This is a genomic window from Streptococcus sp. CF8_Ac1-9 (assembly GCF_024295565.1).
Lineage (GTDB): Bacteria > Bacillota > Bacilli > Lactobacillales > Streptococcaceae > Streptococcus > Streptococcus parasanguinis_X.
Window position 1 is genome coordinate 67,016 of record NZ_JANCOY010000004.1, and the last position, 21,934, is coordinate 88,949.

Consider the following 21,934-nt stretch of genomic DNA (forward strand, 5'->3'; position numbering starts at 1 on the left):
CTATCAAAAATCAAAGGCTGGACAGTTGTTGCCCAGCCTCATGGCTTCTTTTCTTAAAAGAAATTGATCATGTGCAATAGGCCACGTGCAATGACTTTGTCGAACAAATAAATCAATGCAACAAAGAAAGCGGTGTACTCAATCACTGAGATAAAGTTTTTCCATCTTTCCTTGCGATTTGGCCAAGTTGTATCTTTTAGTAAGACGAAAATATCTTTAATGAATTTCACAACTCTCTCCTATCGTGTTTCTTTATGGATGGTATACTTGCTGCAATGTTTGCAGAATTTATTGACTTCTAGACGTGTTGGTTTTGGCGTCCCACTCAACTTAATGGAGTAATTGCGTGACCCACAAACCGTACACGCTAGACTTGCTTTTTTTAATGCCATAACGCCTCCGTTCACCCCATTATAGCAAGTTTTCCACGTTTTGACAAGAACAGAAAATCTCCTGTCAAGAAAAAAGCAAATCTAAAGCGTTATCACTCTGGTTTTTTCCTCATTTTTGGTAAAATAAAACAAAAGGAGACGAATATGAAAAGTGATAACCTAAAAGAAAGTAGAAATATCGAAGACCGTCGAGGGCAAAGCTACTCCCAATCTTCAGGAAACAGTAACCTTGGCGGGGGCATTTTACAGATCTTACTATCGCCCGGAAGCTTCAAGAGTAAGATCGTCCTCATCCTTCTTCTGGTTCTTCTAGGAGGTGGTGGCGCTAGTCTTGGTGGACTCTTTGGAAACGAGACTTCTCATTCTTACCAGTCTAGCCAGATCACGCGCACCAACAAGACCCATGTCGACGATGCAGATGCTGAGTTCGTCAGCAAGGTCCTTGCCACAACAGAAGATCATTGGCACAAGGTCTTTCAAGCCGAAGGACGGACCTACCAGGAGCCCAAACTAGTCTTCTATACCGGACGGACAAAGACAGGCTGTGGAGTTGGGCAAGCATCGGCTGGTCCCTTCTACTGTCCAACCGACAAAAAGATTTATTTGGATATGAGCTTCTACAAGGAATTAACAACCAAATACAAGGCTAGCGGGGACTTCGCCATGGCCTACGTGATCGCTCACGAAGTCGGCCACCACGTGCAAAATGAGCTGGGAATCCTTGGTAAATACCATCGGATGCAACAAGGTCTTTCTGAAAAGGAACGAAATGCCATCAGTGTCCGCATTGAGCTACAAGCTGATTATCTAGCCGGTGTCTGGGCCCGCTCCATTCAAGACCGAAACCTTCTAGATATCGGCGATATCGAAGAAGCCATGAATGCAGCCCATGCAGTCGGGGATGACACTCTCCAAGAGCAAGCCTACGGCTACTCGGTACCAGATAGCTTTACCCACGGAACTTCAGAGCAACGCATGCGCTGGTTCAAACGAGGCTACCAGTACGGGGATCTCCAACACGGCGATACCTTTAGCTTGTCAGATAGTGAACTTTAAACAAATAGAGGCTGGGACAAAAGTCCTAGCCTCTCAATTATTTTTGGATTATCGAGCAAGACGCAGTGGTTGAGTGGGCTCTACTACGCTGATTTCATCAGCTTTTACAGCCCTACTCAACTGTGCGGAGGTGGGACGACGAAATCGAATTCTAACGAATTACCGATTTCTGTCCCACTCTCTTTTTGATTAGAAACCAAGCCAACCTTTGAAGGTATCCCAAGCGTTTTTCGCTTTTCCTGGGATATCGGCCTCGTCGATTGCTTTTTTCGCATTATCGACCATATTCGACGCCTTTTCTTTGACATCCTCAAAGAAACCTTTGTCTTCTTTGCTATCTGTTTCTGTCGTTTCTTCTCCGACTGGCGCAATGCCGTTTTCAGCATAAGAGTTCTTCACCGAGTCAAACTGAGTACCGTCTGTATAAGGCAGAACACTGTTGGCAACATTGCGGAAGATCTCGGACGCCGTTCCAGCACTACTGTCCGTCAGGTAGTGATTTTCATCGGTCGTTGGGAAACCAAGCCACTGACTGATGACCACATCTGGCGTGTAACCGATCACCCATTGGTCTCCAGAGAGGTCCTTGTTAAAGCTGGTCTCTGTCGTACCGGTTTTTCCTGCCATGGTATAACCATAAGGCGCAGCGTTCACCCCCGTACCATTACTAAAGGTACCAAGCATCATATTGGTCATCTTATCTGTCGTTGAACCACTAAGCACTCGGGTTGATTTCTGGCTGTGGCTCTTGACCACTTGGCCACTTGCATTTTCAATCTTGGTAATGAGGTGAGCATCATTCATGACCCCGCCGTTAGCAAAAGTTCCATAGGCTTGGGCCATCTGCATCGGATTGGTTGTCACACCAGCTCCCAAGGCAACGGCAAGCGACTTGTCCACCTTATCCATGTTGAGTCCGAACTTTTTCCCGTATTCAAAGACCGTATCGAGACCCAAATCATTAGCGGTCGCTACGGCTGGAAGGTTAAGGGATTCTGCCAAGGCCTGGTACATCGGTACCGTTGGGCTAGACTGGATTCCCGCATAGTTATTGACCTCATAGCTTCCATATTGGGTGGTACTATTGTCCAACTCCTTATTGGTCGACCAACCTTCAGCAACAGCTGGGCTATAGACCACCAAAGGTTTGATGGTTGATCCTGGACTACGGGCAGCCTGGGTGGCATAGTTGTAGGTACGGAAACCTGGATTTTGATCGCTTCCGACACGCCCTACGAGAGCCCGAACTCCTCCGGTCTTAGGATCAAGCGCCACACTACCAGATTCTGCGCGCGTGCCGTCTTCCGCTACTGGGAAGAGGGCCGTATTGTCATAGATCACCTGCATGCTTGCTTGGTAATTCTGATCCAGCTCGGTGTAGATCCGGTAGCCATTTTTGACAATGTCTTCTTCGGTCAGGCCGTATTCATTGACCGCTTCATTGATGACCGCATCAAAATAGGATGGGTAGCGGTAATCCTCCGACTTGCCTTCATAGGCATCGACCAGCTGACCATGGATATCCACAGCAGCTGACTGATCAGCTGTTTTCTGGTCAATATAACCAGCCGCCACCATATTTTGGAGGACCGTATTGCGGCGATTGGTCGCATTCTCTACTGAATAGAGCGGGTTATAGATTTCCGGTCCCTTGAGCATACCTGCGAGAACCGCAGACTGATCCAGACTTAATTGACTGGCTGAAACCCCAAAATACTTCTTGGAAGCATCCTCAATACCCCAAACCCCATTTCCAAAATAGGCATTGTTGAGGTACATGGTGAGGATCTCTTTTTTACTGTATTTCTTATTGATTTCAAGCGCTAGGAAGAATTCCTTGGCCTTGCGCTCTACCGTCTGGTCCTGAGACAGGTAAGCATTCTTGGCTAGCTGCTGGGTGATGGTCGACCCACCACCTGAGCGACCCAGGGTCAAAATCGCTAAGAAGAAGCGCCCATAGTTGATCCCGCTATTCTTGTAGAAGCTCCGGTCCTCTGTTGCGACCACGGCATTTTGCAGATTCTCACTAATGGCATCGAGTTCGACATAGGTTCCTTTTTGCCCGGTCAAACTTCCCGCCTGGTCCCCATTCTTATCATAGATAATGGTAGTCGCCCTCAGTGCATTCTGCAAATCCTTGACGTTGGTCGTCTTAGCAAGGTAGAAAAGATAGCCCCCTGTCAAGAGGCTAAAGCCTAGCCCAATGATCAGGAGAATCTTGGTCAAATGGAATCTGCGCCAAAAACGACGGAAGGGATGCTGAGAGAGAGGCTTGCTTCTGTGCTTGCCTGAGCGACTATAGGTCGGCTCTACTGTCTCTTCCGGTAGTTCCGTGTCTGGCACTTCTTCTGCCACCGCTTTGGGCGGATGATCCTTTCTAAAAAAAGTGATCAGGTTTTCAAATAATTCTTTTATTCTATTCATACCTGTTATTGTAACACCTTATCCTTGTCCTAGCAAGAAAAGATAGCTCATCCCCTTCTCCCATTTAGTTTTCTTTAAGCTTAGATTTTGCTACAATAGGGTCATGAACTATCAATTTACCATTCCACAATCCTTTCCCCAGATGACTGTGAAAGAGTTGCTTGAGGACTACTTCCTCATTCCCCGTAAGATCCGGCATTTTTTACGAACCAAGAAACACGTCTTGGTCAATGGCGAGACCATCAACTGGCAGAGCCCCGTTCAAAAAGGAGACCAGATCCAGCTGATCTTTGACGCGGACGATTACCCTGAAAAAGAGCTCCCAGCCGGAGACCCGAGTCTGGTCGAAGAGCTCTATCAGGATGAGCATGTCATCATCGTCAATAAGCTTGAAGGTATGAAAACCCATGCCAATGAGCCGACAGAAATTGCTCTTCTCAACCATGTTTCCAGCTATGTTGGATCCACCTGCTACGTCGTGCACCGCCTAGATAAGGAAACCAGCGGAGCGATTTTATTTGCTAAAAACCCTTTTATCCTGCCCATTCTCAACCGCATTTTGGAAGATAAAAACATCCAACGCGAGTACTGGGCCTTGATCCAAGGTAGCTTAGCACAAAAAACCATCGTCTACAAGGATAAAATCGGACGCGATCGCCACGATCGGCGCAAGCGCCTGGTCGATCCACGCAAGGGACAGTATGCAGAAACCCAGGTAACGCAACTGAAAAAAATCGGGCGCAACAGCCTGGTTAAATGCCAGCTTAAGACGGGGCGTACCCATCAGATCCGGGTGCATCTCTCCCATCATGGGCACCCGATTGTCGGGGACCCTCTCTATAACCCTGCACGCGGAGAGCGACTCATGCTCCATGCTCACCGCTTGACCTTCACTAATCCATTAACCCTTGAAACCATCCAAGTCGAAGCCCCTTCTAAGAGTTTTGAAGAAGGGTTGAAAAAATGAGAAAAGAACCGAAATAGTCTTCTTGGAGACTTTCCTTAAGTGAGTACGGACGTCAGCGAACTTCAAAGAAGTTCCATGACTTAGTTTTGAGCCCAAGGGCTCAAAACTCCCGAGTGCTTGAAATTCTAATATTTCAAGCACTTTTCTCACTGCGTAAAGTCTCCAGTCATTATCGAATAATTCAAAAGATAAAAATCATTTAAAACAATTGACAGAATCTCTCATTTTATTTTAAAAACTTATCTGCATTCAAAAAAGAAGCCTGTGGCTTCTTTTTTATTATTGATAGCGAGGGGTTGCAAATCCACGAATATTGCCATGTCCGATTCGGTAGGTATTGCGACGGACTTGGTTGTTGGAGTTTCCTTCAATGGTATGAATGATCCCATTTGAGACGCTCTCAACAATTCCGATGTGATCCGCAAAGCCATTGTTTTGTTGGCTATTTTGATCCCAGTTAAAGGTGATGATGTCCCCTGCTTTTGGTGTAGTGGTACCATCTTCATTCCAGATGCCCAAGCGTTTGAAGATCTGGATGTGACGTTCGACTCCACATTCACGACCAATCAAACCACTCAAACCTTCCCGCTGGAAGACTGTTGTGACAAAGATATCACACCAGTCATCGGTCGTCTTCACTGCATAACCAACCGGAAGCGGTTTGACACTGTTATAATCATTGACCAATTGTTGGTGAGCTGCAGTGCCGCCACGAACGCCCACTAGACTAGCTGCTGCCCGTAAGACACGGTCCCGTTGCCCATTCGTTACACGAGGACTAAAAGCAGTTTGATCTATTGTCGCACGGGGATGAAGGGCTGTTTGACCAAGGTTAAAGCCTTCAACGCCACCATCGACATAATCCACATAGACGTGAGTGGTATAGTTACCTGATTGGTACTGGTGATTTGCTGCAGAGACCTGCACTTCTGTATGCATTCCAGAAGGTGCTGTTGAATACCAGAAAAGATTTTCTTGGTGTGCTTGAGACCAGGCTGCAACACGGATATTCTTAATCTGACGGCCTTGAGGCGCTTGATCCACCGTTACTGTATAGGTTCCAGCACCAGAATTGACATTCTTGATCCCTGTTTGTGTCTTGGTCTGGGCATTTCGGAATTCAACTTCTGTAGTCGTTGAACCGACACCCACACGAGAACCATCATTTTGAATATAGTAAAGATGAACATGGTACTGACCAGTAGAGTTCTTGTGGTCACTCGCTTTTACAGATACCTTGTAATCTCCGTTCGCTTGGCGTGTTGCTTCATACCAGCGAATATCGTCTTGCCCATCCTTATCAGACCAAGTAGGAACTTGCACAGTCTGCACCCCTTTAGGGCTGTAGACATCCTTGATGATGACGTCAAATGTTCCCGTATCCTTGTTGTTGTTTTGGATCAAGAGAGTGCCGGTTGGACGAGATTGATTTTTGAAATCAATAAAGGCTTTCTTGACAAACTTGTTTTGGCCTTGAGCGTCCACATAGAAAACTTGCGCTTCATACTTGCCATCAGCGTTTTCGTGGTCACTAGCTTTGGCTGTTACAGTATATGAACCGTCTACCTGGCGAGTTGGAGTGTACCAGATGATGTCTTTCATCCCATTGGCATGAGACCAGAATGGAATCTTCACTTCTTTATAACCATCGAAACCTTGAAGGTTCTTAGCTGTAATAGTGAAAGTACCGTCTTTTTCTGATTTCGTAATGGTCAGATCGGCTGACGGTTTAGGAGCTGTGTAGTCAATAAAGGCTTTCTTGACAAACTTGTTTTGGCCGTTAGCATCCACATAGAAAACTTGCGCTTCATACTGGCCATCAGCGTTTTCGTGGTCACTAGCTTTGGCCGTTACAGTATAAGAACCGTCTGCCTGGCGAGTCGGAGTATACCAGATGATATCTTTCATCCCATTGGCATGAGACCAGAATGGAATCTTCACTTCCTTGTAGCCATCGAAGCCTTGGAGGTTCTTAGCTGTAATGGTGAAGGTACCGTCTGACTCTGATTTCGTAATGGTCAGATCAGCAGATGGTTTAGGAGCTGTATAGTCAATAAAGGCTTTCTTAACAAACTTGTTTTGGCCTTTAGCATCCACATAGAAAACTTGCGCTTCGTACTTACCATCAGCTTTTTCGTGGTCACTGGCTTTGGCTGTTACGGTATAAGAACCATCTGCTTGACGACTTGGAGTGTACCAGATGATGTCTTTCATCCCATTGGCATGAGACCAGAATGGAATCTTCACTTCTTCATAACCATCCAAACCTTGAAGATTCTTAGCCGTAATGGTGAAGGTGCCGTCTGACTCTGATTTTGCAATAGTCAAATCTGCGGAAACTGGAGATTCCTGTTGAGGAACACTCTCATTTCTTGCTGCTACCACTCGTGCGCGTGCGCCATATGGTGCGCGACTAGCTACCACAGCTGGTGCTGGTTGCTCTGATACAACCTTGTCGCTAGTGCCCTTGTCAGAAGACTGGTTATTACTAAGAGTCGGTGTGATAGGTGCTGCCTCTGTTGCAACGGTATTTTCTGTCTGAATACCTTTCTCAACTACTACTCCTTCGCTCACGGTATTCTGTGCTTCTGATGAAGTTGTTGCAACGACAGCTGATGTATTTTCTGGTGTTTGATCAGACGCATGTTGCTCATCGGCTTTGACTTGTTGTGTCGAGAAAGCCAACAAAACGGCTGTCCCAGCATAAAAAATAAGATCTTTCTTTTTCATGTATCTTCCTTACAATTTTTTATACGGATTCTACCCACATAGTAGTATTATAGCACAAACCGCCGGATCAAGAAACAATATCGTGAGAAGAATCCTATTTTTAAAGAAAACAGAAGGCCAGATTGGCCTTCTGATTAGCTTATGCAAAAATTGAGAAGAAAGGTGCTCCAAGCTTGTTATCCATCGGGTCCTTACTCTTAATAGAGTGAAGATAATTGATAGAGTACCAGCCGTTGTTGCCGCTATTATATGGATCGCGAACATAGGTTCTTCCATTGTCATAACCATGCAAGACCAATTCATGAGTATAAGGATCACTAGTAAATTGGCTATTACCTACTGCAGCAAGTACATGCTTGCCAGCCATGAGGGCTTCTGCAATGCCTCCAGCTCCATTAATCAATTGGCTCTTCAAGCCCCAGTTACGAGTGGCAGCTACAATCCCATCAGAATCTGTTCCTGCTTCACCTTTGTTGAATGAATCAGTATTGTTGTAGAGATAATCAGCTACTGTTGTTGGCAAAATAGTTCTACCTAGGATATCTGTAAAGGTCATAGCAAGAGAGGTTGGCACACAACCTGACTGATCGACATTGCTCACACCGTAATATTTCCCAGCCCAACGAGGATCCCGTTGAGAATAATAGGTTGTTTGTGGATTCACCTTTTGATTTCGTGGAGACAAGGCTGTCTGACCGAGGTTAAAACCTTCAACGCCACCATCTTTGTAGTCTACATAGACGTGAGTGGTATAGTTGCCCGCTTCATTACCGTGATTATTGGCAGAGACAGTGATCTCTGTGTGCATACCTGTCGGTGTTGCGGAATACCAGTAAAGATTTTCTTGATGAGCTTTAGACCAAGCTGCGACACGAATGTTCTTAATCTGACGTCCCTGAGGCGCTTGATCTACAGCTACTGTATAAGTCCCGTTCGTTGCATTGACATTCTTGATAGAAGCCTGCGTCTTAGTCATGGCATTTCTAACTTCTACGTCTGTTGTTGTGGTACCAATACCAATCCGAGAACCATCATTTTGAATGTAATAGAGGTGAACATGGTACTTACCAGTAGAGTTTTTGTGGTCACTAGCTTTGACCGATACCTTGTAATCTCCGTTCGCTTGGCGTGTTGCTTCATACCAGCGAATATCGTCTTGGCCGTCCTTATCAGACCAAGTAGGAACTTGCACAGTCTGTACCCCTTTAGGGCTGTAGACATCCTTGATGATGACATCAAAGGTACCTGTATCCTTGTTGTTGTTTTGGATCAAGAGAGTACCGGTTGGACGAGATTGATTTTTGTAATCAATAAAGGCTTTTTTGACAAACTTGTTTTGGCCTTGAGCGTCCACATAGAAGACTTGCGCTTCATACTGGCCATCAGCGTTTTCGTGATCACTGGCTTTGGCTGTTACAGTATATGAACCGTCTGCCTGGCGAGTTGGCGTGTACCAGATGATATCTTTCATCCCATTGGCATGAGACCAGAATGGAATCTTCACTTCCTTGTAGCCATCGAAGCCTTGAAGGTTCTTAGCTGTGATGGTGAAGGTCCCATCTTTTTCTGATTTTGTAATGGTCAGATCAGCAGATGGTTTAGAAGCTGTGTAATCGATAAAGGCTTTCTTGACAAACTTGTTTTGTCCGTTAGCATCCACATAGAAGACCTGCGCTTCATACTGGCCATCAGCGTTTTCGTGGTCACTGGCTTTGGCCGTTACAGTATATGAACCGTCTGCTTGACGAGTTGGAGTGTACCAGATGATGTCTTTCATCCCATTGGCATGAGACCAGAATGGAATCTTCACTTCCTTGTAGCCATCGAAGCCTTGAAGGTTCTTAGCTGTGATGGTGAAGGTGCCGTCTTTTTCTGATTTTGTAATGGTCAGATCAGCTGCGACAGCATTGGCCGGTTTTGTCGCCGTATAATCGATAAAGGCCTTTTTCACAAATTTGTTTTGACCTTGGGCATCTACATAGAAGACCTGCGCTTCGTATTTGCCATCAGCATTTTCGTGGTCACTGGCTTTAGCTGTTACAGTATAAGAACCGTCTGCCTGGCGAGTCGGAGTATACCAGATGATGTCTTTCATGCCATTCGCATGAGACCAGAATGGAATCTTCACTTCCTTGTAGCCATCGAAGCCTTGAAGGTTCTTAGCTGTAATGGTGAAGGTCCCGTCTTTTTCTGATTTTGCAATAGTCAAATCAGCTGATACTGGTGTCTGATTTTTCTTTCCAATGGCTACTGTCGTCGTTGTTCCACCCACACCCGTCATTTGTCCATTGTTCTGAACATAGTAAAGATGGACATTGTAAAGACCGGTTGAGTTTTTATGGTTCTCTGCTTTGACATTGACGATATAGGTCCCATTTGCTTGACGATTAGCTGTATACCAAACAAGGTCATCTTGACCACCTGTTTCTGACCAGATCGGTACAGAAACGGTTCGAACTCCATTTGGTGCCTGAACATTTGAGATGACAACGTCAAAGCGGCCCGTCATAGTATCGTTATTGACAATATCAATCTTCCCACTTAAGCTGCCTTCTGTTGGATCCGCTGCAGGTTTTGCGTTCGCTGTGAAGCGACCGGTATAGTCCACACTGTGGTCAAAGAGGTGTTTTCCTGGAAGCAATTCCGCTTGAGAAGTGAACTGCCAGGCGCCAGCTTTCCCATTGTAACGCAAGCTTTTCGCATCGTTTACAGACAGTTTTGGAGAAGGGTATTGGGCAACCCAGAAATTCTGAAGACCAAATTGAGCGGTGTTGACAGGACCTTTCTTGCGAAGATTGTTTTCATCCAACCAGCTAGCACTGGTGTAGAACATCAAGTTGGTGTAACCATTTTTACGCATTTCGTCCGCCCAAGCTTGGGTGTTGCGGTTAATATTTGGCTGCATCTTGGCATCCTCAAAGTCATTGACCATGAGGGTGTTCTTTGGAAGATTCAAGCGTTGCGCTTCTGCAATGTAGAATCGCGCTTCTGCACGCGCTGCTTCCTCAGAAGTATAGCGTGAGAAGTGGTAGGTCGATACTTGCAGACCCGCAGCCTGTGCATTACGAATTTGGTTCTCCGCATTTGGGTTCTTGTACCAAGTGTCTTCTGTCAATTTGACAACGACACCGCCCACGCCTTTATTAGCTAGGGTACGGTAGTCGCCAATACTAATGTCTCCGTTGTGGCTACTCACATCAACGAATGATTTTGGTTGAACCGCCACATCTGTTGAACGACCAGCAGGAGCGTGAGCGCCTGTGTTAAAGAAGGTCGTGCTTCCTGTATTAGACGGAAGAGGAGTTTCTTCTTTTTCAGTCGTCGATGCTTCTGTAGCTTTCTCTACAGATGGGGTTCCACTTTCTGAAGCCGTGGTCTTGCTCGCAGGTGCTACAGACTGTTCAGTCACATTTGCTGGTGCTGCATAGTTGCTTGCGACAGGTGCTACCGACTTTTCAGCAACGGCTACTTCTGGCGCTTTTTCAGCTTGGACTTGGTTGCCTTCAGTAGTAGCGGCCTCGTTTGAAACCAGCTCATCTGCACTGACTCCCTGAGCAGATACAGCCATCAAGACTGCCGCTCCGGCATAAAAAATAAGATCTTTCTTTTTCATATAAACTTCCCTTTATACAAATTTTATACGTTAATCATTTTACCACACGGTTTCAGCGATGAAAAGTTTTATAAGGCAAATTTTTAAAATTAGTGATATTTTTTTAAAAAACTAAAAAAAGAAGTCCGTCTGACTTCTTTTGATCTTATGCTAAACGCTTTAAGGCCGTCTTTAAGTAGTGACCATCTCGGATTTCTTGGCCAACACGCTTGGTATTGTCTACCAAATCTTGGTAATCGGCATCTGAAAGATTGTCGATTGTCTCCTTCAAGTCATGAAGCGACTCTACTGCAATCCCACAGCCCTTCTCAAGCACAAAGTGAGATAAGGCTGACTGTTTCCACACTACAAGCGGGAAGCCCGATGCTAGATAAAGCGACGCCTTGTGAGAGTTGTTGTAGCGAAGGTACTCGCCAAAGACACCACTACAGGTTTCCGCGCTATCCCCATCCCAGACCAGTCCAAAACCACCCTCAAGGGCTGCAGGAAGCTCATCCGGTAGGAAGGAGCCAAAGTAAGTTTCATTCTCTAAAGCTCTACTCTCATCAAAACCAACACCATAGAGATTATAGGCAGGTTGTGCAGGCAGAGCATAGAGATAACCAGCTTTTTCCTGGGCCAAATTACCTGCCACAATCATCGGCTGGTCTTTTGTTTGGCCACTTTTCTCTTGGAAATTTGGAATCAAATAGTCGAAAATGCCAAGGCTGACAATCTTATCTTCCGCAATTCCTTTATCCACCAAGACAGATTTCATAACCGGATTGTGGGCGATGATCCCATCAGCTGCTTTGAGAAAACTTGCTTCTTGAAGGTACATCCGAATTCTGTGTTTTAAAGGTAGTGACGTCATGTTGGCATGGCGAAGCACTTCTAGGTCATGAATCAAGAGATAGACTTTAATCCCTCTTTTTTGTGCTTTTTTAACCAAATGGGTTGAGAAAAAACTATGGTGAAGCATTGGAAACTGGATCAGCAACTCATCTCCTTGCTTTAGTTGATCCAAGGCTTGACCAAAAGCCTTTGCCTTATGGCGTTGAGCCGCAAGGGTACTCATCTGATACCAATTGTCGACAGAAAGGACCAAAGGATGATAGCCTTCTTCTTTCACAATACTTTCTACGTCATTGCGTGCTTTATTTCCTGCGTTCTTTGCGTTGACATCATGCAGGAATTCTTCTTTTAAGTAGTATTTCATAGATTATGGTTTCTTTCAATCAAACTCATTTGCTACGACTTCTAGAGCACGCTCAATAACCACGTGCATGTCGTAGTATTTATAGTCTGCCAAACGTCCACAGAAAATGACCTTGTCATTTTTGGCTGCTTCTTCTTGGTACTTGGCAAACATAGCGTTGTTCTTTTCATCATTGATTGGGTAGTAGGGTTCATCCCCACGTTTCCAATCAGCTGGGTATTCACGTGTGATAACTGTCTTCGGTTGTGTACCATACTCAAAGTGCTTATGCTCAATGATCCGAGTATAAGGAATCTCACGCTCTGTGTAGTTGACCACCGCATTCCCTTGATGGTTTTCCTCATCCAAGACTTCGTGCTCAAAACGAAGACTGCGATACTCCAACTCACCATGTTTGTAATCAAAATACTGGTCAATCATTCCTGTAAAGACAACTTTATCCGCTGAAGCTTCAAGCTCTTCACGATTGGCAAAGAAGTCAACGCCAAGTTCTACCTCTACATCACCCAACATGTTTTCAATGATGACGTTGTAACCACCGATTGGAATTCCTTGGTAACGGTCATTAAAGTAGTTGTTATCAAAGGTCAAACGAACTGGAAGACGTTTGATGATAAATGGTGGAAGGTCTGTGGCAGAACGTCCCCATTGTTTTTCAGTGTAGCCCTTAATCAACTTTTCGTAGATATCTGGACCGATCAATTTGATAGCTTGTTCTTCCAAGTTCTTCGGCTCAACGTCTTTCATATCAGCCGTTTGCTCAGCAATCTTGTCCTTAACTTCTTGAGGAGTCTTAGTGCCCCACATAGCGTAGAAGGTATTCATGTTAAAGGGAAGATTGTACAGACTGCCCTTGTAGTTAGCTACTGGTGAGTTGATATAGTTGTTGAATTCAGCGAATTGGTTGACATAGTCCCACACTTTTTTGTTGGAGGTATGGAAAATGTGGGCACCGTACTTATGGACGTTAATGCCTTCAACCTCCTCGCAGTAGATATTTCCACCGATGTGATCTCGCTTGTCAATCACTTTTACTTTTTTACCACGTTTAGTAGCTTCATGTGCGAAAATGGCTCCAGACAAACCAGCACCAACAATCAGATAATCGTACATAGTAGACTCCATTTTTCTGTTTTAAAATATATCTAAGCTCTCAGCTGTATCATAGACTCATAGCTATAGATTAGATCTTCAAATCCCCCCAATTTCCTCACCATAAGAGAGGAAATTGGCCGGCTTTTTCTTGACAACTTCTGTCGCAAAGAGTGTGAACATAAAGATGTTATAAGTCGGTACAAACCAAAATGCTTCAATCATACAGTTAATCGCAATGAGGGACAAAATTGCAACAAATAAATAACGCCCCTTCTTGAATTCATATTTTGAAACAATGACATAAATACCGACTAATAAAGCAACCGGTACGATACCATATGTAAATAACATCTGAACATAAGACGAATCGACATAATTATAATTGAGGACAGACTCTGTGCTTCCTCCGGATCCAATAAACTGAACCTCTCTTGTTCCGAACCAATTCAATGGGTATAAATTAAAAGCATTTTTACCCAGGGCTAACCGACCTGTAATGAATTGATTAATTTGAACATAAAGTGGAGATGACCATGAGAAATGATAGGTCAAGTAGATCATTCCGCTTGAAAAAAGGATGATCGAATAGGGCAACAAGTGATACAACTTCAACTTTTTCTCTTTTGTAAAATAAAAGAAGAGAAAGAGCAAGACAGCAACCAAAAGCGAGATCGCATTCATACGAGCGTCACAGAACTTGATAATAAAGAGAGCTAGAAGAACACCACTCAGAGATCGTAAGCCAATATACCGATCTTTTAGCAAATAGGAGATTGCGACATAAAGGTAGAAACAATGGGCTGCAAAATCTGTTGGATAGATAAATCCAAATGAATTACGGATAACAGCACCCCGACTATATTGTAAGTTTGGAACTACCTTTAACAGTGACAATAGAAATACTGTAAGGACAATCGTACCTGCAACACCTACATAAGTTTTTAAAATGACTTTCCTATCCGCATTGACCAGCAAAATCATTAAGAGAGAATAAACTAAGAAATTTAACTTATCCGTCTTGAAATAAACCATAACAGCTACCATCAATAATATGGCAGACAAGATTAGATAATGATAGGGAATCGAGATTTTATTAAAAAAACGAAGCAATAAGAGAGCTACAACCACTATGAGGGAGCTAGCACCAACATGCAAAAAGCCCTTATTTAACATCGTAGTGGATATTGTATTAAAGAAGATCACAATCGAGACGACAAAACCAACCAGTAGATCGTCAAATTTCATTTTTATCATTAAATTACCTGATAAAGAATTTTTAAAGAAAAGCTCATTCTGTCTAGATTGGAATGCCTGCTTAGGGAACACCCCTGCTATAGCATTCTTTTCTAAAGATTTTGTTTACTTAAAAATTCATATCCTTCCTTTCTACTCTCTACTGTTTATTTAAAAATTGTTGTTTTAATTCTTTCACATCTACCACTCTCAGAGATAGGATAGCGATCAGATAAATGATCCCACCAAGCACCGCATACACGAGTACATTCAGAGTAGGGGTGAAATGTAGGAATGGTTTTATAAGGAGCAAGAGGCCATACATCACAGCAGATGCAAAAATAATTTTTGTCATAGACCCGATAATTGGAACTTCCTTGAGGTAATGACGGGTATAGTACAATTGAATGAACCATACCAGTGACTCTGTCAGAACGGATACAATGGCTGCACCGATAAAACCAAAATGAGGTAAGAAGAGCACATTCAACCCGACACTGACGATAGCAGGAATCGTAGTTGACAGCATAAATTCTTTGTTCTTATCATGCGGGATGAGAATTTGAATCCCCATGATATTGGTCCATCCGATGAAGAACATACGGAAGATCATGATAGCGATGGCATAGCGAGCATCTTGGAAGTCCTTCCCTAAGAAGAATCGAACAAAGTCATCGTTGACGATCAGCATACCCGCGATGATTGGGAAGATGACCAAATTATAGATCAAAAAGGACATTTGGTGCATCTTATTAACAGCCTTGTGGTCTCCTGAAGCCAAGAGACTCGCCACGCGCGGAAGCATGACACTTCCTAAAGACGTCACAAGGGTTAGCAAAATATTAACCAATTTCAAGGCCTGGTCATAAATTCCTACATCCTTTGTAGAGGCGAGAGCCCCCAGCATAGTCCGATCCAAGGTGACATAGAGGGAAATAGCAATCTGCGGTAAAAAGAGCAGAATGACCGGTTTCAAATGTACCCGTGCATAGGCCATATCAAAATGGGCTTTCCCAATGAATTCACGAGCGGGTAGCCACATGCTGAGCTGACCTAAGAGCTCAAAGATAGTGAGTAAGAATACATAGAGATACAAATCATTGGCAGATTTGACAAACAAGAAGATGGAGATGACTCCAACCAGTTTGACCGTGATATTTCGAACGGTAATCTTACGAAAATCCTCTAATCCCTGAAAGAGCCAGGAGATGTCGAGTCCCTTTGAAACCAAACTGAGCCCTAAGATATAGGCCACAGGGTTTTGCATAGAAGGAAGCGCCAAGCACAGCAAGACATAGAGTAGGATGGACACAAAGGTCGCTCCTAACTGGAGGGTATAAATCCCCCAGAAATTCTTTTGGATGTCTTTGCGGTGTCCTGAGATCTCCTTGGTTCCATAGTTAGCCACTCCCAAGGTCGCCAAAAGGATAAAATAGGTGACGATGGAGTTGAAATAACCATAGGTTCCTAAGTCATTCGAGCTAAAGACCCGTGTCACATACGGAGTGGTAATAATCGGCAAGATGATCACCAGCAACTGGTAGGAGAGATTATAGGCGTAATTTTTTAACACTTTCATGACTGTCTACAATCCCCACTTGAAGACCGTTTTAAACGGTGTGATCAAATCCGTCGCAAAAGCTCGATGAATATCTGGAATGGTTTGAACTTCTCCATCAACGTGGATAATGTTTTTCAAACGACTTTGAACCCGACGATTAGCCAGCATCTCTACAGCCCGCTCAAAATCCTCACGACCTGAGCGAGAAGACCCCACAAAAGTCAATCCCTTTTCAAGAACATCTCTTGTATTAACCGCGACCCGGTTATCACTAACCCCCATTAACATCACGGTTCCTTGGGGTTTGATATGATCAATAATATCATTGATGGCTGGTTCGCTTCCTTGACCACCAGTACACTCAAAGGCGTGGTCAAACCGTTGATCGTCTGTCAACTCGCTGGTTAAAATGGCTTGATGAATGAAATTAAACAATTGCAGTTTATCATTGTTGCGCCCAACTACAGTTATCTTCAAATCTGGATAAAGATAGTGCAAAGAAGTCGCAACCACATATGAAAGACTCCCATCTCCTAAAATCAAAACGGACTCTCTTCGTTGATGGGCAATGAGATCAAAGCGATGAATAGCATGCATGGCAACACTACTAAATTCTGCTAAAGCTGTGACTGGACCCCGAACTTCCTCTGGGTAAGCCACTACACGATCCAGCGGTAAGGCAACGACTTCCTGCATAAAGCCATTAAAGCCACTAGACAAGAAGTGCGTCCCCTCCATATAATTTTCAAAGAAGACACCCTCTGTTTGATGAGGAGGTTGATTGGGAACCATAGCCACAATCTGTCCTGGTTGATAGGTTCCCGTAGGATCCGCTACCACGATACCAGATGACTCATGGATCAGGGCCATGGGTAATTTCTTTTTAAGCACCTTAGGATCCCGTTTTCCTTGATAGTAACGTTGGTCCGCATGACAAATAGCCATGTAATAGGGGCGTATTAACACCTTGTCTTCACGGCTCATGTCTTCTTCTTGGTATTTGATGGTAATATTTTTCGGCTGGGTCAGCTGAAAGATTTGGTTCAACATATTAATTGTCCTCAATCATACCGCGTGCAATTTTCAAATCTGTAATCGTCGTAATTTTAATATTGGAATATTCCCCTTTAGCAAGAGCAACTTTTTTACCATTGATGACAAAGATCTTGCAGGCATCTGTCAAGACTTCTTTTTGCTGATCACTCAAATCATGGTACAAGGCAAGAAAGTCTTTCATTTTGAAGGTTTGAGGGGTTTGACCCTGATAGAGGTATTGGCGTTCAGGGATATCCGTGATAAAAGTATTGTCCAAGCTTTGAACAATGGTATCGGTCGCTTCGACCACTGTATCTACAACATCATGGCTCTTGGCTAGTTCAATGTTTTCTTGGATAGTTTTTAGGCTAACAAAAGGGCGAACCGAATCATGGGTGACGATAATATCCTCTTCTGTCAAAGGCTGCAGCTCATCGATAGCCAGGATGATGTTTTCGATGGTAGAGTTGCGGTCACTTCCTCCCTCTACAACCAAGATCCGATCCTTATAAGAAGCCAAGTACTTGTCGACCAGATCTTCCGTATAGGTCACCCAGTCCGGATGAATCCCCAATACAATCTTTTGAATCTCATGGACCAATAAGAACTTCTCAACCGTGTGGATTAAAATAGGACGTCCACCCAAATCCAAAAATTGTTTGGGCATATCCGTAATCCCCATCCGTGAGCCTGTTCCACCTGCTAAAATCCCTGCATAAATCATCCTAAACCTCCTGATGTTGTCTCTTTTTCCTTCTCTAGAACATGGCTATTTAGCAATCTAGCCTAGTTTTGCTCTCACCTTTTGATACAAATGAGGAGAAAGGAGCAAAAGAAGGTATTTGAGTTTATTTTTTCTTGTAATATGTGAATTGATTAGAATATCTTTCCAATAGCGACGATACTCTTTGCGAATTTTGTTAACCTGATCATACATATGAGAACCCAGCATAGCATGGACCACATGCAAGCCATTAAAGACATAGCGGGTATTGAGCGCTTTTTTCATTTCCGGATCATCAGGATAGTCTCTCTCGACATAGGCTCTGTTCCATTCCATGGCCTTGTAGAAATCCAAGAGCCGATCGCTATAAGAAGAATTGACGATACTCCCTGGTCTTCGATAGTATTTATAAAGATTTAGATCGCTAACTGCAATTTCCTCACAACAAGCAATATGTTCATAAGCAACAGCCAAATCTTCATAAATCATTCCTTCTGGATAGGGATGTTGGAGTAAGATCTCTTTCTTGTAGAGTTTACCTCCTGAATGGGTCCCAACGTGGTGACCATAGAACATTTCTTTGAGGGCTGTATGACGATCTAATTTCCTTGAACTTTTTTCATTTAGATCTCCTGAAAAATCTTTGTCCTCATGATTTCTGACTTCAATAACCGGTGTCGATACAAGGTCAACTTTATACTGTTCTTTTAAGCCAACCAAATATTCGACTGTTCTAATGTCATAATAATCATCTGAATCAAGGAAGATAATCCAGTCAGTTGTCGCAGCTTTCACTCCTGTATTTCGAGCATTAGACAATCCTCCATTTTGAAGATGGAGCACTCGAATACGGTCATCTTCCTGAGCATACTGGTCACAAATTTCTCCTGATCGATCAGTCGATCCATCATCGACTAGGATGATTTCAATATTTGAATAGGTCTGTTGTCTAAGACTACCGACACTATACTGTAAATACTCCTCGACATTATAGACCGGTATGACAATCGAAACCTTTTCCATTATGCTAATCCCTTCATGATAATTTCTACAATCTGTTGACAAGCCGTTCCATCCCCATAAGGATTACTTGCCTGGCTCATCTTCTCGTATTCATCTTGGTCTTCCAGAAGGAGCTTGAAGTTGCGATAGATGTTTTCTTCTTCTGTTCCGACCAATTTCAAAGTTCCTGCAGCCACACCTTCTGGACGCTCTGTCGTATCACGCATGACAAGGACGGGTTTTCCTAAAGAAGGTGCTTCTTCTTGGACACCACCTGAGTCTGTCAAGATCATATAGCTTTGGTTCATGAAATTATGAAAATCAATCACTTCCAAAGGCTCAATGATTTTCATTCGCTCATTCTCTCCAAAAATCTTGCAAGCTAATTCTCTGACTTTTGGATTTTTGTGAATAGGATAGACCACCTTGACATCTTCAAACTCTTCTAAAATCCGGTTGACCGCACGGAACATGTGCTCCATAGGTTCTCCAAGATTCTCGCGACGGTGGGCCGTCAACATGATGAGCTTGCTTCCTTTTGCCCATTCCAATATAGGGTGGTCGTAGTCTTCTTGGACTGTAGTTTTTAAGGCATCAATAACGGTATTTCCTGTAACGAAAATATTGGTCCGTCCTTCTTTTTGAAGATTCTCTTTTGAAACCTGGGTTGGAGCAAAATTGTAATCTGCCACTATAGAAGTAGCTTGACGGTTAAACTCTTCAGGATATGGGCTTTGAAGATTGTAAGTCCGAAGACCTGCTTCCACATGCCCTACTTTGATGCCCATATAAAAGGCCGCCAAAGCTGTTGCAAAGGTGGTTGTGGTATCCCCATGGACGAGGACAATATCAGGTTTTTCCTCTTCTAATACCGGTTGGATTTTTTCCAAGATAGAGGTCGTGATGGTAAATAATGTTTGATTGGCCTTCATAATGCCTAGATTATAGTCTGGAACAACACGAAAAACGTCTAACACTTGGTCCAGCATTTCCTTGTGCTGCCCTGTTACACAGACTACGGTTTCAATGGTATCGTGTTGTTTGAGTTCATTGACCAAAGGACACATTTTAATGGCTTCTGGACGCGTCCCAAACACTAACATTACTTTTTTCATTTTGAACCCTTCTTCATCGATTGGTAAAAGTTGCGATAGTTGTTTAAAAAGATCGGATAGCTAAACTTGTTATCATAATCTCTCTTTGCTTGAGCAGCTAAAGAGGCTCTTTCCTCAGGATTCTCTGCCAATTTTTTAATTGCTTGAGCTAAGGCTTGCGGATCCTCAGCTGGGACGAGGAGCCCATTCTCAGAATTCACTACTTCGTTCACACCTGGAATATCTGTTGCAATCATCGTTTTGCCGTTCATAAAGGCCTCGATTGCAACCAATCCAAATCCTTCAAAAATCGATGGAAGAACACAAAAGTCAAAGCTATTGATACACTCTACCACGTCGCTCCGATAGCCCAAAAAATGAATTCTTTCTTCCAGATTCAACTCTTTTGTTTGATTTATCAAATCATTTTTTAATTCTCCGTCACCGATAAGAAACAAGGATACACTTGGATTTGTCACAAGTGACATGGCTTGGATCAGATAGGGTAACCCTTTTTGTTCGGACAGGCGAGCGATACAGCCTATTTTGATACCGTCACACTGAGTAATTTCATTTACTGTATGCTCACTTTGTTTCATTTTCACTCCATTATAAATCACAATAGAGTTTTTTGACCCTACATCATTAAGGATATTTCCCTGGACAGCTTGACTGACAGCAACCGTTCGAGCCTTTCCTAGGGCGAATTTATAAAGTGGTAATTTATCCTTGAAAACATTATGGGCTGTATAGACATGGATCAATTTTGGATGGCGCATCTGCAGCAAACGAATATAGAAAGCAGCCATCCGGTGATGGGTGTGAACAATAGTGATCTCATTTTCTTTGATGATCTTGGAAAGACTAGCAAGAATCTTGAGGACAGTAGCTGGCTGTTTGCTATCGACATCTAGAATCCGATGGTGTTGAATCCCATTCTCTGCTAGTTTTTCTTCCCACAATCCACCAGTAGACGCAACATGAACCTGGTCAAATTCATCCTTGAGGTCTGTCGCCAACTGATAGACAATGCGCTCTGCCCCACCGATATCCATGGTCCGCGAAATGTGCAGAATATTATTTTTTTGCTTTCCGTTTTTCATGTACTACTCTCTTAATAAAAGTGGCATTTCCTACAAAATAGCGCTTAAAGAGGCGTTTTGGTTCATTGGCCACACGGAACAACCATTCCAGATTGGCCTTTTGCATCCACATAGGTGCCCGCTTGATATGTCCTGAAAGGACATCAAAGCTTCCTCCCACTCCCATAAAGACAGAGTTGACTCCATTGTCCATAAACTTCTGGATCAAGTACTCTTTTTTAGGAGAGGTAATGCCGACAAAGACAAAATCTGGATTCTTCTCACGAATATCTTCTTGAATAGCCTCTTCCTCTTCAGCAGAGAAATAGCCATTGCGATGCCCCACTACTCGGAGATTCGGATAATCCTTTTTAAAGATAGTTAACATATCTGTCAAGACTTCCTCTTTTGCCCCGAAGAAGTAGACAGAGTAGCCTTTTTCATTGGCCAAATGGAGCAATTCCTGCATCAAATCAATGCCTGCCACGCGCTCTGGTACAGAATAGCCCAAATAGCGCGCTGCGAGAACAACAGAAGCACCGTCTGCATTAATGATTTCAGATTCATTAACTATCTTCTTGATGGCTTCGTCTGTCGCACACTGATTGAGCTTATCTGCGTTGACCCCCATCAAATGGAGTGGTTTTTTATCTCGTACAAATTTTTCTGTAGCAGCAACGGTTTCTGCCATTGTTAAAGGGTCAATTCTGACCCCCATCATTGTAAAA

The 21,934-nt window shown here is 43.6% G+C and carries 17 protein-coding genes; 2 read left to right on the forward strand and 15 right to left on the reverse strand.

Annotation, left to right across the window (positions count from 1 at the left end; genetic code table 11):
• Positions 1-53 precede the first annotated feature (53 nt).
• Both secE and rpmG read right to left on the reverse strand, forming a co-directional pair.
• Positions 54-230 carry a preprotein translocase subunit SecE gene (gene secE, locus NML76_RS07480; RefSeq protein WP_003002261.1) on the reverse strand — a complete coding sequence of 59 codons (177 nt, stop codon included), beginning with the start codon at positions 228-230 and terminating at the stop codon, positions 54-56.
• 9 nt (positions 231-239) lie between these two features.
• On the reverse strand, positions 240-392 hold the full coding sequence (rpmG, locus tag NML76_RS07485; protein ID WP_003009043.1) for a 50S ribosomal protein L33: 153 nt from the start codon (positions 390-392) through the stop codon (positions 240-242).
• Between the two features lie 144 nt (positions 393-536).
• Here rpmG and NML76_RS07490 point away from each other — a divergent pair, with 144 nt between their 5' ends.
• Positions 537-1,448 (forward strand): neutral zinc metallopeptidase, encoded by a 912-nt coding sequence (locus tag NML76_RS07490; protein ID WP_049492562.1) that lies wholly within the window; start codon positions 537-539, stop codon positions 1,446-1,448.
• 189 nt (positions 1,449-1,637) lie between these two features.
• Here the strand turns inward: NML76_RS07490 and pbp2a are convergent, their stop codons facing one another.
• Positions 1,638-3,872 carry a penicillin-binding protein PBP2A gene (gene pbp2a / locus NML76_RS07495; RefSeq protein WP_254733217.1) on the reverse strand — a complete coding sequence of 745 codons (2,235 nt, stop codon included), beginning with the start codon at positions 3,870-3,872 and terminating at the stop codon, positions 1,638-1,640.
• 103 nt (positions 3,873-3,975) lie between these two features.
• On the opposite strand from pbp2a, the gene NML76_RS07500 reads away from it, so the two are divergent.
• The gene (locus NML76_RS07500) at positions 3,976-4,839 is read left to right on the forward strand and encodes an RluA family pseudouridine synthase (protein ID WP_049472713.1); all 864 of its coding nucleotides are present in this window, start codon (positions 3,976-3,978) and stop codon (positions 4,837-4,839) included.
• Between the two features lie 279 nt (positions 4,840-5,118).
• On the opposite strand, the gene NML76_RS07505 is transcribed toward NML76_RS07500, so the two are convergent.
• The 12 genes from NML76_RS07505 to NML76_RS07560 all read right to left on the reverse strand — a co-directional run bounded on the left by NML76_RS07505 (position 5,119) and on the right by NML76_RS07560 (position 21,924).
• Positions 5,119-7,569 carry a GBS Bsp-like repeat-containing protein gene (locus NML76_RS07505; protein WP_254733219.1) on the reverse strand — a complete coding sequence of 817 codons (2,451 nt, stop codon included), beginning with the start codon at positions 7,567-7,569 and terminating at the stop codon, positions 5,119-5,121.
• A 139-nt stretch (positions 7,570-7,708) separates the two neighbouring features.
• A complete protein-coding gene (locus tag NML76_RS07510) occupies positions 7,709-11,182 on the reverse strand; it encodes a GBS Bsp-like repeat-containing protein (RefSeq protein WP_254733221.1) in 3,474 nt (1,157 codons plus the stop codon).
• Positions 11,183-11,327: 145 nt separating this feature from the next.
• Complete coding sequence (locus NML76_RS07515; RefSeq protein ID WP_254733223.1) at positions 11,328-12,380, reverse strand: galactofuranosyltransferase; 1,053 nt, start codon at positions 12,378-12,380, stop codon at positions 11,328-11,330.
• Between the two features lie 15 nt (positions 12,381-12,395).
• On the reverse strand, positions 12,396-13,493 hold the full coding sequence (glf, locus tag NML76_RS07520) for a UDP-galactopyranose mutase (RefSeq protein ID WP_117744805.1): 1,098 nt from the start codon (positions 13,491-13,493) through the stop codon (positions 12,396-12,398).
• A 78-nt stretch (positions 13,494-13,571) separates the two neighbouring features.
• Positions 13,572-14,729, reverse strand: coding sequence for a polysaccharide polymerase (locus NML76_RS07525; RefSeq protein ID WP_254733225.1), 1,158 nt, complete (start codon positions 14,727-14,729; stop codon positions 13,572-13,574).
• A gap of 139 nt (positions 14,730-14,868) precedes the next feature.
• Complete coding sequence (locus NML76_RS07530) at positions 14,869-16,287, reverse strand: flippase (protein ID WP_254733227.1); 1,419 nt, start codon at positions 16,285-16,287, stop codon at positions 14,869-14,871.
• 6 nt (positions 16,288-16,293) lie between these two features.
• Complete coding sequence (locus NML76_RS07535) at positions 16,294-17,319, reverse strand: zinc-binding dehydrogenase (protein ID WP_254733229.1); 1,026 nt, start codon at positions 17,317-17,319, stop codon at positions 16,294-16,296.
• A gap of 1 nt (position 17,320) precedes the next feature.
• The gene (locus NML76_RS07540) at positions 17,321-18,028 is read right to left on the reverse strand and encodes a 2-C-methyl-D-erythritol 4-phosphate cytidylyltransferase (RefSeq protein ID WP_049492592.1); all 708 of its coding nucleotides are present in this window, start codon (positions 18,026-18,028) and stop codon (positions 17,321-17,323) included.
• A 57-nt stretch (positions 18,029-18,085) separates the two neighbouring features.
• Positions 18,086-19,051: a glycosyltransferase family 2 protein gene (locus NML76_RS07545; RefSeq protein ID WP_254733231.1), complete on the reverse strand. Its 966-nt coding sequence runs from the start codon at positions 19,049-19,051 to the stop codon at positions 18,086-18,088.
• Complete coding sequence (wecB, locus tag NML76_RS07550) at positions 19,051-20,145, reverse strand: non-hydrolyzing UDP-N-acetylglucosamine 2-epimerase (protein WP_254733233.1); 1,095 nt, start codon at positions 20,143-20,145, stop codon at positions 19,051-19,053. Before wecB ends, NML76_RS07545 begins: the two co-directional genes overlap by 1 nt.
• Positions 20,142-21,227: a glycosyltransferase family 4 protein gene (locus NML76_RS07555; RefSeq protein WP_254733235.1), complete on the reverse strand. Its 1,086-nt coding sequence runs from the start codon at positions 21,225-21,227 to the stop codon at positions 20,142-20,144. The genes wecB and NML76_RS07555 overlap by 4 nt, the downstream gene beginning before the upstream one ends.
• Entirely contained in the window at positions 21,202-21,924 is a 723-nt protein-coding gene (locus tag NML76_RS07560; RefSeq protein ID WP_176745555.1) for a WecB/TagA/CpsF family glycosyltransferase, read from the reverse strand. The genes NML76_RS07555 and NML76_RS07560 overlap by 26 nt, the downstream gene beginning before the upstream one ends.
• Between the last annotated feature and the right edge of the window lie 10 nt (positions 21,925-21,934).

Coding starts and splice junctions, on each gene's coding strand:
- rpmG (WP_003009043.1), bottom strand. CDS start 392: ATGGCATTAAAAAAAGCAAGTCTAGCGTGTACGGTTTGTGGGTCACGC.
- NML76_RS07490 (WP_049492562.1), top strand. CDS start 537: ATGAAAAGTGATAACCTAAAAGAAAGTAGAAATATCGAAGACCGTCGA.
- pbp2a (WP_254733217.1), bottom strand. CDS start 3,872: ATGAATAGAATAAAAGAATTATTTGAAAACCTGATCACTTTTTTTAGA.
- NML76_RS07500 (WP_049472713.1), top strand. CDS start 3,976: ATGAACTATCAATTTACCATTCCACAATCCTTTCCCCAGATGACTGTG.
- NML76_RS07505 (WP_254733219.1), bottom strand. CDS start 7,569: ATGAAAAAGAAAGATCTTATTTTTTATGCTGGGACAGCCGTTTTGTTG.
- NML76_RS07510 (WP_254733221.1), bottom strand. CDS start 11,182: ATGAAAAAGAAAGATCTTATTTTTTATGCCGGAGCGGCAGTCTTGATG.
- NML76_RS07515 (WP_254733223.1), bottom strand. CDS start 12,380: ATGAAATACTACTTAAAAGAAGAATTCCTGCATGATGTCAACGCAAAG.
- glf (WP_117744805.1), bottom strand. CDS start 13,493: ATGTACGATTATCTGATTGTTGGTGCTGGTTTGTCTGGAGCCATTTTC.
- NML76_RS07525 (WP_254733225.1), bottom strand. CDS start 14,729: ATGATAAAAATGAAATTTGACGATCTACTGGTTGGTTTTGTCGTCTCG.
- NML76_RS07530 (WP_254733227.1), bottom strand. CDS start 16,287: ATGAAAGTGTTAAAAAATTACGCCTATAATCTCTCCTACCAGTTGCTG.
- NML76_RS07535 (WP_254733229.1), bottom strand. CDS start 17,319: ATGTTGAACCAAATCTTTCAGCTGACCCAGCCGAAAAATATTACCATC.
- NML76_RS07540 (WP_049492592.1), bottom strand. CDS start 18,028: ATGATTTATGCAGGGATTTTAGCAGGTGGAACAGGCTCACGGATGGGG.
- NML76_RS07545 (WP_254733231.1), bottom strand. CDS start 19,051: ATGGAAAAGGTTTCGATTGTCATACCGGTCTATAATGTCGAGGAGTAT.
- wecB (WP_254733233.1), bottom strand. CDS start 20,145: ATGAAAAAAGTAATGTTAGTGTTTGGGACGCGTCCAGAAGCCATTAAA.
- NML76_RS07555 (WP_254733235.1), bottom strand. CDS start 21,227: ATGAAAAACGGAAAGCAAAAAAATAATATTCTGCACATTTCGCGGACC.
- NML76_RS07560 (WP_176745555.1), bottom strand. CDS start 21,924: ATGGGGGTCAGAATTGACCCTTTAACAATGGCAGAAACCGTTGCTGCT.